At 56.0% G+C, this 11,782-nt stretch carries 10 protein-coding genes; 2 read left to right on the top strand and 8 right to left on the bottom strand.

Annotated elements, in window-relative coordinates:
* Positions 1–29: 29 nt before the first annotated feature.
* The 3 genes from ACR0IU_RS04715 to ACR0IU_RS04705 form a co-directional block, all read right to left on the bottom strand.
* Complete coding sequence (locus ACR0IU_RS04715; RefSeq protein ID WP_170540705.1) at positions 30–353, bottom strand: hypothetical protein; 324 nt, start codon at positions 351–353, stop codon at positions 30–32.
* A 136-nt stretch (positions 354–489) separates the two neighbouring features.
* Positions 490–2,301 (bottom strand): ABCB family ABC transporter ATP-binding protein/permease, encoded by a 1,812-nt coding sequence (locus ACR0IU_RS04710; RefSeq protein WP_170540708.1) that lies wholly within the window; start codon positions 2,299–2,301, stop codon positions 490–492.
* Between the two features lie 59 nt (positions 2,302–2,360).
* Positions 2,361–3,722, bottom strand: coding sequence for a LysM peptidoglycan-binding domain-containing protein (locus ACR0IU_RS04705; protein ID WP_480715428.1), 1,362 nt, complete (start codon positions 3,720–3,722; stop codon positions 2,361–2,363).
* Positions 3,723–3,848: 126 nt separating this feature from the next.
* On the opposite strand from ACR0IU_RS04705, the gene ACR0IU_RS04700 reads away from it, so the two are divergent.
* A complete protein-coding gene (locus ACR0IU_RS04700) occupies positions 3,849–4,400 on the top strand; it encodes a TIGR00730 family Rossman fold protein (protein WP_170779810.1) in 552 nt (183 codons plus the stop codon).
* A gap of 46 nt (positions 4,401–4,446) precedes the next feature.
* Here ACR0IU_RS04700 and ACR0IU_RS04695 read toward each other — a convergent pair whose 3' ends face one another.
* From ACR0IU_RS04695 to ACR0IU_RS04685, 3 genes are all read right to left on the bottom strand, one after another.
* On the bottom strand, positions 4,447–4,899 hold the full coding sequence (locus tag ACR0IU_RS04695; RefSeq protein ID WP_480715427.1) for a baeRF12 domain-containing protein: 453 nt from the start codon (positions 4,897–4,899) through the stop codon (positions 4,447–4,449).
* A gap of 378 nt (positions 4,900–5,277) precedes the next feature.
* On the bottom strand, positions 5,278–6,285 hold the full coding sequence (locus ACR0IU_RS04690; RefSeq protein ID WP_480715426.1) for an alpha/beta hydrolase: 1,008 nt from the start codon (positions 6,283–6,285) through the stop codon (positions 5,278–5,280).
* A 305-nt stretch (positions 6,286–6,590) separates the two neighbouring features.
* Entirely contained in the window at positions 6,591–7,190 is a 600-nt protein-coding gene (locus ACR0IU_RS04685; RefSeq protein ID WP_480715425.1) for a superoxide dismutase, read from the bottom strand.
* Positions 7,191–7,291: 101 nt separating this feature from the next.
* Between ACR0IU_RS04685 and ACR0IU_RS04680 the strand changes: the two genes are divergently transcribed.
* Complete coding sequence (locus ACR0IU_RS04680; RefSeq protein WP_480715424.1) at positions 7,292–8,059, top strand: FkbM family methyltransferase; 768 nt, start codon at positions 7,292–7,294, stop codon at positions 8,057–8,059.
* A 109-nt stretch (positions 8,060–8,168) separates the two neighbouring features.
* Here ACR0IU_RS04680 and ACR0IU_RS04675 read toward each other — a convergent pair whose 3' ends face one another.
* Together ACR0IU_RS04675 and ACR0IU_RS04670 are read right to left on the bottom strand one after the other, a co-directional pair.
* Positions 8,169–8,735: a sarcosine oxidase subunit gamma gene (locus tag ACR0IU_RS04675; RefSeq protein WP_480455729.1), complete on the bottom strand. Its 567-nt coding sequence runs from the start codon at positions 8,733–8,735 to the stop codon at positions 8,169–8,171.
* A complete protein-coding gene (locus ACR0IU_RS04670) occupies positions 8,728–11,742 on the bottom strand; it encodes a sarcosine oxidase subunit alpha family protein (protein ID WP_480715423.1) in 3,015 nt (1,004 codons plus the stop codon). Before ACR0IU_RS04670 ends, ACR0IU_RS04675 begins: the two co-directional genes overlap by 8 nt.
* Between the last annotated feature and the right edge of the window lie 40 nt (positions 11,743–11,782).

Raw genomic sequence — 11,782 nt, 5'->3', positions numbered from 1 at the left:
GGCTCGCCTTTTCGTTTCTGGCAGAAGTGTTATTCGACGAATGCGTATTCGCCCAGATCGCACAGGTTCAGACCATAGTCTTCAATCGATTCTCCGTCGCTGAAAACACCGCGGATGTCATAGACACAGGTGGTTAGCCCGTCCGCGATGAGGACGCCCACTTCGTAATCCGCACCCAGATAACCACCCTCAAGCAGATTGCCTTCCCAGCTGCCGGACGAGGCCGGAGAGACGTTGAACTCAACCAGATCATAGCTGGTTTCGTTGATGATCAAGAATTCCAGATCCTCAGCTGCTGCGGAAGTCGCCATCATTAGTGTTGCAGCCAACACCGCCGCCGCTCGCATTTTCATAAGGTTATTCCTTGTCTTTGTTTCGGCCCGCACAGTGTCGCGGCGGCGGGTCCGCGTCAAACGGAAAACCGTATCGCAGCGACCGATTTTCTTTTATACCGATCCGCACAATCATCAGTTGTAAGGGCCGTTGAGCTCAGGCCGCTTGGCTGTCGGATTGCTGACGGCTCCAGAGCTGGGCATATCGCCCCTCATGCCCCAGCAACTCATCATGCGTGCCCTGCTCGATGATCTCACCTCGCTCAAGCACAACAATCCGGTCTGCTTCGGCAATTGTGCTAAGACGATGAGCGATAGTGATCACAGTCCGGCCCTCACCTGCACGTGCTAGAGCGTCCTTGATGTCCTGCTCGGTTTCCGTGTCCAAGGCCGAGGTCGCCTCGTCGAGCAACAAGATCGGCGGGTTTTTCAGAAGCGTTCTGGCGATACCAACGCGTTGTTTTTCACCACCTGATAATTTCAAGCCACGTTCGCCGACCTTGGTGTCATACCCTTCAGGCAAACTGACGATGAAATCGTGAATCTGAGCGGCTTTAGCGGCGGCCTCAACATCCTGCTGGGTCGCCCCTTCGCGCCCATAGGCGATGTTATATCGGATCGTATCATTGAACAGGACCGTATCCTGCGGAACCACCCCGATCGAGGCATGCAGACTCGATTGGCTGACATCGCGCACGTCCTGCCCATCGATCTTCAATGCGCCGCCTGTTACGTCATAGAACCGGAACAGCAGCCGCCCAATGGTGGATTTACCTGAACCTGTCGCCCCGACAATCGCCACGGTCTGCCCGGCAGGCACCGTCAGTGACACACCCTTCAGGATTTCGCGATCCGCTTCATATCCGAAATGAACGTTTTCAAGCGTGACCTCTCCACCATCTACCTTGAGGTTTGGCGCACAAGGTTTGTCTGTCACTTCTGCCGGTTGTTCGAGCAGATCGAACATCTGCCCCATATCCACCAGTGACTGCCGGATTTCGCGGTAAACCGTGCCCAGAAAGTTCAGCGGAACCGTAATCTGGATCATGTATGCGTTGACCATCACGAAGTCGCCCACAGTCAATGATCCTTTTTGCACGCCTATGGCGGCCAGAACCATCACTCCAATCAGACCACAAGTGATCAGGAACGATTGGCCGAAATTCAGGAATGCCAGCGAATAAGCCGTCTTCAGCGCAGCCTGGGCATAGCCTTTCATCGAGACGTCATAGCGTTCTGCTTCGCGCATCTCGGCATTGAAATATTTAACCGTTTCAAAGTTTAGAAGGCTGTCGATGGCGCGCTGATTGGCTTCGGTATCCTGATCATTCATCTCGCGCCGCAACTTCACGCGCCATTCAGTCACCGCAAAGGTGAACCAGATATAAAGCGCGATCGTTACCGCGACGACGACCAGATACCAGACGTCGAACAGCCACAGCAGTATGACCGACACCAGAAGCAGTTCCAGGATCAGTGGCCCAATCGAGAAGAGCAGAAAACGCAAAAGGAATTCAACGCCCTTCACCCCGCGCTCGATAATTCTGCTCAGACCACCCGTGCGCCGCGTCACGTGATAACGCATCGAAAGCTGGTGAATATGCTGAAACGTCTCAAGCGCCAACGCCCGCAACGCCCGTTGACCAACTGGTGCAAACAACGCATCCCGCAATTGCTGGAACCCGACGGTCATCATGCGGGCAACCCCATAGGCAACCGTCAAACCAATCGCACCCAGCGCAATCGGTGGCACGCCCTCACCCGCCAGTCCATCCACTGCGCCCTTATACAGAATCGGTGTATAAACAGCGATCAGCTTGGCCAGCACCAGCATCGCCATCGCCCAAACCACACGGCGTTTGACCCATGGCTCATCTTCAGGCCAAAGATAGGGTGCTACCTTGCGGATTGTGCGCCAGCCTGAACGTTGTTCGTCCGGCTCGGATTGAATCGCGGATGGTTGCCTCATCACGTACCTTAACTGCGGTCAGGGATAGCCCTGGCCCGGTGTTGGGCCAGTGGTCTTTTTTACTCAGGAATAGTGAAAATCTGCCCTGGATAGATCAAGTCAGGATCACGGATCGAGTCCTTGTTGGCCTCAAACAGCTTAACGTACAACACACCATCTCCGAACCTGTCCCGAGAAATCGCCCAAAGTGTATCGCCCTTTTGAACCGTGACGGAGCGGATCGCAGGAGTTCCCGCCGCGGTTTCACCCGCTTCGGTTGTTTCGGCTGCACGCAGAGCCTCGACGGGCTCGCGTTTGAACGGAGTCTCTAGCCGACTGACAACTGTCCCATCCGGAGCAACCTCATCCACGCGTAGGGTGTAAACGCCGGGATCTATACCCTCGACCTCACCACGCCACTGTCCATCCGTTGCAGGCTCGAGGTCAGCAACAAGTTTGTTGTCCAGATACAGGCGCACTGCAGATCCGTCCTGAGCGCGCCCTGTCAACTCCACATCGCCAACGTCTGAATACCCGATCGTGTCCAATGCGATCTGTTCCGGCGGTGTGTCCAGCACGGTGGGCGGTTGCACGAGTTCAACCCCATCTTCGCCCGAGCGCAGGATCGCGACTTGTTGATCAGGCACGTCAACTGTTTCGGACTGTGTTTCAGTCGCGGGCGCAGCCTGGCCTGCGGGCGGCGAAACGGTGCCAGCAACCTCGGGTTCATTTTCTTCGGTCTCGGCTTCGTCGGTTGCTTGCTGATCGTTTGTTTCGGTGACCACCGTCTGCGCCTCAGCAACTTCTTTGACCGGCTCATCGGCAGAAGGCTCTGAATCGACCGGCGAGACCGGCTCTGGCAGCGCTGCGATCAGATAGTCATCTGACCGGCTGCTACTTTCTCCACTCCGGGTTTCAAGAACCAGCCCGCGAGCGTCATCTGCAAATGGGATCGATACGAATTCAGCGAACTGACCGCTTGCATCGACAGTAAAGCGATGAATAGTCTCACCGTCGAGCAGAACTTTGACCTCGGCCCCTGGTTCGGCGCTACCGGACAGCAATCCGTTTCCATCGGGTTCGACAAATATCTGATCCAGCACCGGCGCCGCCAGAACCGGGGTTTCCGGCTCTTCTCTCTCTTGCACCTGCTCTTCTTCGATTACAGCGGCTTGCTCGTTGCTCTCGGCTGGCGTAGCAGGCACAGGTTCGCTGGCTTCTGTCGTCTGTTCTTCCGGCTGGATATCTGCAGGTTCCTCGGCTTCCTGCTTGGCTGTTACGTTTGGTTCGGATGTTTCAACGGATGCTGGCTCGACCAGTTCCTGAGGTCGGTCAAACAGACCTGACAGATATAATCCGCCCGCAACGAGCACCACAACGAGCCCGGCGACCAGACCCCATATGAAGGTACCAGAACCTCCGCTTCCCGATTTGGCGTTCATTCTTATCCTTTCACTCCGCCCGGTACTTGGCCAATTTGGCACACATTCCCAGGAGCGGTTGAGCCAACCTATCAATCCCGCTATCACGGGTCAAAACCCCGAACACAAGAGCAGAGAGTCCAACCCATGTCCCAGAAATCGGTCTGTGTGTATTGCGGGTCACGCAATGGAGTGAATCCCGCCTACTCCGCCGCCGCCCAAAGCTTTGGGACTTTACTGGCCAAAGAAGGTTGGCGGCTAGTCTATGGGGCCGGAGATGTGGGTCTGATGGGCGAAGTAGCCCGTGCAGCACAAGCATCTGATGGTGATACTTTTGGAGTGATCCCTGTCCACTTGTTGCAACGCGAAGTTGGTAAAACTGACCTAACCCGCTTTGTCGTGACCGAAACGATGCACGAACGCAAGAAGGTCATGATCATGAATGCCGATGCCGTTGTCGTCTTGCCTGGCGGACCTGGTTCATTGGACGAGTTGTTCGAAGCCCTGACATGGCGGCAGTTGGGTCTGCATGACAAACCCATTCTGGTGATGAATGTAGATGGCTATTGGGATGCACTGCATACTTTGCTTGAGCAACTTATCGGTCAAGGCTTTGCCGACGCTTCACTGGCAGAGTTCATTACCTGGGTCACCACGCCTGAGGCAGCGATTTCCGAACTTCGCAGACTGCTGAACTGAAAACACGGTAGTCGGGCGGTGTGAACCGCCCTCAGATCACCTCTCTTCAGGCAGGTTTGGCCAATCGGTTCCTGAGTATCTGTTCAACCTTGTGCAACGGATGGTTGGTCAGCGTCTTATCAACTTCTGCTACCACTTTAGCGAGCACTTTGCTGTGCAATCTACGGCGCAACAGGCCCAAAACATGCGGACTGGCTACTAACACCAGGCGTTTGTATGCACCCTTAAGGCCCTTACGATTCAGTAGATTTGCCACATCCTGCACGAACAAAGACTTGGCGTGAGCCTTCCATGTGTCCTCTTCCACGGCGGATTTCTGGTTGGGGCCGATATCAGACCTGCGCCCAGCCCGATCCGTCGGCTTTGCTGTCACAATGTCTTGTTCCTCAACTGAAACGACAACAAGATTGGGGTCTTGCGCGTCGGTGATATTTTCCATCACCAGAGCCTTCTCCCCGTCTGCGATGATGACCCAGGTTCCCTGCTCAAGTGCTGCCATAATGGTCTCCTTCAAAGGTTAAGGTGCCGATCCCTCGCCCAGCGGCCATGATTTCAGCTTCGCGCGAATGAAGACACCCACGCGCAACAGCCTTGTTTTTCAATTACTTGGCGGTTCTCTCCCTCCGCCTGTATTAGCTAGGCATTAGGAGGTGTAGTACAATACGTGTTCAGATTAATTCGAATTCATGAGCGAGAGTTTACCGGTGAACTAGCTCGCGGCGAGAGGGTTATGAAATTAACGGAGACAGCCGATCAGCACTTTTGGCGCCGTATTTGCGAAAATTCAACGTCTGCATTGCGGACAAAACTGGCATTTCTCAAAGCGACTAATGCTCCAACAGCAGTCAACCGCCACTTGCAACCACTAAGCTGAGCGTCACCCCCCGTTGCCGATAACACGTTCGAGAAACTCGGCAATCCGCCCTTCCACGGACATGCTCACTGCATCGCCACCCAGGCTGGCTGCACCAGCAGGATAGAAATGGCCAAAGCCCGGCACCCACGCAAACTCGTGATCCACTCCAACTTTTTCGTAGTGAGTGATTAGGAGGGGAACGGAAGACAACGCGCCAGCCAAATCATACTGACCCATGAACATGAGTATCGGCGGTCTTTCCGATGAAGTTATAACCGTCTTGCTCACGTCAAACCCGGCATCAGTTCCGGAAAGGAGAAAGACACCTGAGACGGGGACCCCCATACCATGGGCAACATTCCAAGACGTCACCGCGCCTGCGGAAAACCCGCCAAGCACAATACGGTTCGGATCGACATTGTAAGTTGCAGCGGATTCCCGGATATGCAGCACCGCTTTGCGCAAATCTTCGGCCGCCGAGATCACGCCATCAACCATTGTCTTCTCTTGTTCGGGGATGCTGAAATCAAGCGGCGGCAGGTCCATAGTCCCCCGAATATGGTTGGCTTGGGGCAAAAGTGGCAACAGACTGTCGGGTTCGACCCAATCGGCTTGATAACCTTCCCCTGATGGCACAGGCCCTTCTGGTGTCAGCCGATAATCGATTGCAAAGCACGCATAGCCCCGTGCGGCAAACCGACGGCAGTAATTGCCCATCGAGGTGTCCTGTGTACCACCGGACTGAAACGTAAGCCGCGGACTGCCGCGATGGAATGCGCCACCGAAGGTGAGGATTACAGCAGGTCGCGGCGTGGCTGTGGCTTCGGTCGGTTGATAGATATCCATCCACAAATCGCGCGAAACCTCTTTACCCTCATTCGTCACGACACCCTGTCCATAAACCACACCTGCTTCCAGCGAATAGGTCACCGGGGCGGCCTCCTGCGCTTCAAGAGGAACAGCAATCAGTGCATGTGAAAGGAAGACAACGGCCAGAGCACCTAAGTTGATTTTGCTAAACTTTTGCAATTTGGAACCTCGCGGAAATGTTGAGAGGAATATAAGGAAAAGGGCCATGCAATCGCTTCGTAAGACACATAAAGCGTAGCCACTCAATTGGAGAATACTCAACCCCTTGCATGATGGGCAAATTTATCGCCTGCCGTAAAAAGGATAAGTCTGACTTTTGCACTCCCTGTTTGGGCTCTAATCGGTCATTGAAACTAAATAGAATAGCGGACTTCTTGCCAGTCCTGAATAATCAAACAAAATACAAAAAGGCCTACTCACTTTCGCAAGCAGGCCTATAAGAAGGTCACTCACCGATCAACCGATCACATCCGCGAGGCGACGTTTTCCCAGTTCACCAGGCTGTCGAGGAAGTTCGACAGATACGCCGGACGCTTGTTGCGGAAGTCGATGTAATAGGAATGTTCCCATACGTCACAACCCAGCAGTGCAGTCTGACCAAAGCACAGGGGGTTCACGCCGTTCTCGGTCTTTGTGACAGCCAGCGAGCCGTCTGCGTTTTTGACCAGCCATGCCCAGCCCGAACCGAACTGACCAGCACCGGCAGCGCTGAACTGCGACTTGAATTCGTCAACCGAACCGAAGCTTTCAGTCAGAGCCTTCTCCAGCTCGCCGGGCATGGCGTTGCCGCCTGGGCCCATCATCTCCCAGAACTGGTTGTGATTCCACAGCTGGCTGATGTTGTTGAAAATACCGTTTTGCGCCACTGCGTTTGCGTCGTAGGTGCCGACGATGATCTCTTCCATCGACTTGCCGTCCCACTCGGTGCCAGCGATCAGCTTGTTGCCGTTGTCGACATAGGCCTTGTGGTGCAGGTCGTGGTGATATTCCAGCGTTTCCGCCGACATACCCTTGGCTGCCAGCGCGTCATGTGCATAAGGAAGATCAGGAAGTTCAAAAGCCATGTCGGCCCCCTGTTGAAAATGAATGTTGCGGTTCCAAAGGTTAAATGCTTTGACAGCCGCCGCAGGTCAAGGCCCGCGACACAAAAACCCGGAGGTCCGCGATGCTGACACAGGCGCGCAAAATGTTCTATCGCGCCCGCGGATACTATGCGGGCAACCTGAACGGTGAGCGCTTTCGTCTGGATCCCTACCACTCGAAATTCTGGCGCAAGGCATCAGCCGGGGAGTGGGAACCCGAGACATTTTCGGTGCTGGACCAATATCTGTCGCCCGAACAGGACTATCTTGATATCGGTGCATGGATCGGCCCCACGGTCCTCTATGCCGCGCGCCGCGCTCGCCATGTGTGGTGTTTTGAGCCTGACCCAGTAGCTTACCGCCATTTGGTCTGGAACCTAGAGCTGAACGACATCCGAAACGTATCAGCCTTCAGCATCGCCTTGTCAGATGGGTTTGGAGTGACACGAATGGCTTCAGCGCACGGAGAGGCAGGCGATTCAACGTCATCATTGCTCCACGAAGGAAGCCATGGCACTGACGCACTTACCATCGGTTGGGACCAATTTTCTGAATCCGTCGACCTGACTGATGTCTCTTTGGTCAAAATGGATATCGAAGGCGCTGAATTTTCGGTCCTGCCTTCTATGCTGCCTTGGTTAGAAAAAGATAACCCTGCGCTGTTTCTCTCAACGCACGCACCTTATCTGAGCGCAGACAACCGCAGCGCGGCCATGAAAAAACTATCGGATGACCTGGCTTTCTATCGCCAATGCCACGACCCACACACAGGCGAAACCGGCGAGTCTGCCCTCACGGGCCAGCGTGCACTCACTCAGTTCCCGACATTCCTGTTCAGCACTACCCCCTGAGACCCGAACCAGAGATCTGGCCTTCATCTAAACAGAAATACCCTAGGAGTGAGGCCGCAGGCCGAGGGGGCAATGCCCCCTCACCCGCATATCATCAGGCGATCAGGGCTTAATAAACCCCGACCTCGCTGCCGGGCTGCGCCGCAACCTTCAGCAATTTGAACGCATAATCCGCCGCAGAGCGGAAGCAGACGATGCGGAAAGTCTCAGCGTCGTCCATCCAGAAGGCACCTGCCACCTGCGCCAAACGCGAACGGCGGATCTGGCCGGGTTGGAATGCCTCGGCCGACAGCTCAACCGGAGCCAGCTTGCCCAATACCTCGCGCGCGTTCGCGCCCGAAACGCGGAATACGGCCCGCGCGTCGGAGACGTTGACCGCCAGCGCGTGCGTACCGCTTAGCGCGTTGGTCATCGCGGCCAGTTTGGCCTCGACCTCGGCATAAGGCACAAGCACCAGCAATTCGTCGGTGGACATCCAGCAAACACCGGTGTCGCCATTCACAAACGCTTCACGCTGACCGGGCACTTTCTGCCCGGTGGCGTCTTTGACAGACTTAGCCAGTACCTTATCCGACAGATCACCGCGCAATGTGATCATGCCCTGCAGGCCACATTCCTCGATCTTGGCGATGCCATCATATGAGGCGTGGTTCAGTGCGCTGATGGGTTCAGACATTCTGCTTCTCCCCGTCCTTGTCATAGAAGATCGGGTCCACGATCTTGGCCTTGTAGGTTTTGCCGTCAGTGCCCGGGAACTCGACGACTTCGCCCATCCGGTCGGGGCCGTGTTTGATCAGGCCCATGGCGATGCCTTTGCCCAGATTGGCCGAGTAGTAGGTCGAGGTTACGCGCCCGATCATGTTGCGCTGACCGTTCGCATTCACGCCCTCGCCCACCGCATAGGCACCGTCCGGCAGAACCGATCCATCCACAGTCTCAAGACCGACTAATTTCCAGCGTTCTGGATCGGCCATATGGCTGCGCGAATGGGCACGTTTTCCGAGATAGTCCTCTTTCTTCTTCGACAGAGCCCAGTGCAGCCCCAGATCCTGCGGGATCACGGTGCCGTCGGTCTCATCGCCGATCATGATAAAGCCCTTCTCGGCCCGCAGGATGTGCAGACATTCGGTGCCGTAAGGCATCACGCCGAATTCCTTGCCTGCGTCCATCAGAGCATCCCAGAACGCCTGCCCCTGAGAGGCGGGAACCGCGATCTCATAGGACAGCTCGCCAGAGAACGAGATGCGGTAGGCCCGCGCGTCGAACGCGCCGATCTTGCCATCGCGCCATTCCATGAACGGCAGCGCCTCTTTCGATAGATCCATGCCACCCAGCTTTTCCAGCACCTTGCGAGCGTTCGGACCTACCACGGCGACCTGCGCATATTGCTCGGTGACGTTCGCGACGTAGACCTTCCAGTCCCACCACTCGGTCTGAAGCCACTCTTCCATGTGACCATGGATACGCTCCGCACCACCTGTGGTGGTGTGGCACAGCCATGTATCTTCGTCGATCCGTGCAACAACGCCATCGTCGATCAGGAAACCATTTTCCGAACACATCAGGCCATAGCGGCATTTGCCAACCTTCAGCGTAGACATCATGTTGGTGTACATCATGTCCAGGAACTTACCTGCGTCGGGGCCTTTGACGATCAGCTTGCCCAGCGTTGAGGCATCCAGCAGACCGAGATTTTCGCGGGTGTTCTTCACCTCACGATTCACCGCGTCATGCACGGACTCACCGGGACGCACATAAGCATACGTCCGACGCCAATGACCGACCGGTTCCCAATCAGCGCCATTTTTGTCGTGCCAATTGTGCATCGGCGTCTGCCGGATCGGCTGGAACACGTCACCGCGCGCTTCGCCACCAATCGCACCCATCGAAATGGGCGTGTATGGCGGGCGGAAAGTAGTGGTTCCCACTTTCGGGATCTCGGACTCAAGCGCATCAGCCAAGATCGCCAACCCATTGATGTTACTCAGCTTACCCTGATCCGTCGCCATACCCAGAGTGGTATACCGCTTGGTGTGTTCAACACTCTCATAGCCTTCGCGGGCTGCCAGCTGCACATCAGAGACTTTGACGTCATTCTGAAAGTCCAGCCATGACTTCATGCGCAGCTGGATCTCTGCGTTGGCAGGCATGAGCCAGACGGCTTCCATCGCAGCTTCTTCGGTGGTTTCACCAACAGGAGCCTTGGTGTTTTTGGGTTTGAAGCCCGCTGCTTTGGCGGCTGCTTTACCTGCCGCATGTGCATCAGTCAGCACCTCGGCCAATGCCAGTGGTCCGTTCGACGCCCCAGCTGCAACGACGAACCCTTCACCATTGGCACCCAGGGGCGGACGCGCCGGGTCGGGACGGAAATGGGCCTGGGCCTCATCCCAGATCAGCTTGCCACCACAATGCGACCACATGTGAACAACCGGAGACCAGCCGCCCGACATAGCAACCGCATCACACTCAACCTCTTCGCGGGCGCCACCGATGCCGTTCTGATTACACAGCTCGACCTTCTTGACGCGTTTTCCGCCTTTGACCTTTGCAATCGCCTTGCCTGGATCAACACGGATGCCCAGCTGTCGCGCCTCTTCTGCCAATGGACCTGCGGTATCGCGCGCATCGACCACACGCAGAACATCCACACCCGCCTGTTTCAGAATGATCGCAGTGCGATAAGCATCGTCATTGTTCGTCGCAACGATGACACGCTCACCCGGTGTCACACCCCAGTTGACCACATAGTCGCGCATTGCTGCGGCCAGCATTACACCTGGTACGTCATTCCCAGCGAAGGAAAGCGGTCGTTCGATTGAACCGGACGCCGTAACCACCTGTTTGGCGCGGATCCGCCAAAGACGGTGACGTGGCCCCTGGGTGCCGGGCTTGTGGTCGGTCAGGCGTTCGTATCCCAACACATAGCCATGGTCATAGACTCCTGCCCCCATGCAGCGATTGCGCATGGTGACATTGTCCATTGTTTCGAGTTCGGAAACTAATTGTTCCACGAACTTATCCACAGGCTCACCGCCGACAGTTCCACCATCAACAGGGGCGCGACCACCCCAATGGGCTGTCTGCTCGATCAGCAACACCTTGGCACCCGACTGCGCAGCCGTTTTGGCCGCTTGCAGACCTGCGATACCACCGCCAATCACCAGAACATCGGTGAAAGCATAGAAGTGTTCGTAGGTGTCCGCGTCCTTGGTTTCCTTATCCGGCGCTTTGCCCAGGCCCGCTGACTGACGAATGAATGGTTCATACACATGTTTCCAGAACGGCTTCGGGTGGATGAACATCTTGTAATAAAACCCGGCCGGCAAGAACCGCGACAGATGCGTGTTGATTGCACCAATGTCGAACTCAAGATTCGGCCAGTGGTTCTGCGACACCGAGGTCAGACCATTGAACAGTTCGGTCGTGGTCGCGCGCTGGTTCGGTTCGAAGCGGCCGCCCTGCCCCAACCCGATCAGAGCGTTAGGCTCTTCCGCGCCGCTGGCAACGACGCCGCGCGGACGGTGATACTTGAAAGACCGGCCCATCATCATCTGGTCATTGGCCAGCAGAGCCGAGGCAAGCGTATCGCCTTCATAACCCTGCATTGAGGTGCCATTGAAGGAAAAGTTGACCGGTTTCGACCGGTCGATCAGCCGGCCTTGTTTTGCGAGACGGGTGCTCATTGTGCGGACCTTTCGCGGGTGGAGGCGTCAAAGCCTCCGG

The sequence above is a fragment of the Ruegeria sp. CL5 genome (assembly GCF_056536485.1).
This window is presented reverse-complemented; position numbering and strand designations above follow the sequence as displayed.